This is a genomic window from Bartonella vinsonii subsp. vinsonii, from assembly GCF_902825235.1.
Taxonomy (GTDB): domain Bacteria; phylum Pseudomonadota; class Alphaproteobacteria; order Rhizobiales; family Rhizobiaceae; genus Bartonella; species Bartonella vinsonii.
Window position 1 is genome coordinate 1 of the sequence record NZ_CADEAJ010000093.1, and the last position, 255, is coordinate 255.

Sequence of the window (255 nt, forward strand, 5' to 3'; positions counted from 1 at the left end):
TTAGTCCAGAATTCACGCACAAAACTTTGCCTTATGTGATTCGCACAGATCAATCGGCTGTTGATTTTTTAACGCGTCTTGCGGAGCGCATGCAGGCACGTTTTTTAATCAAGGACAATAAGTTTTTGTTTTTAAGCGGAAACAATTTACCGGCCCTCGACATCCATAAGCATGACTGTTCCAGTTGGGAATTCACGTTAGAGCCGCGTACGCAATATGGCACCATTGAAGCTTCTTATTTTGATCGCTCACAAG

1 pseudogene is annotated in these 255 nt (G+C 43.1%); it reads left to right on the forward strand.

The window, feature by feature from the left end:
* Window positions 1–255, forward strand: a pseudogene (locus tag J7R12_RS08795) (late control protein); the annotation flags it as partial.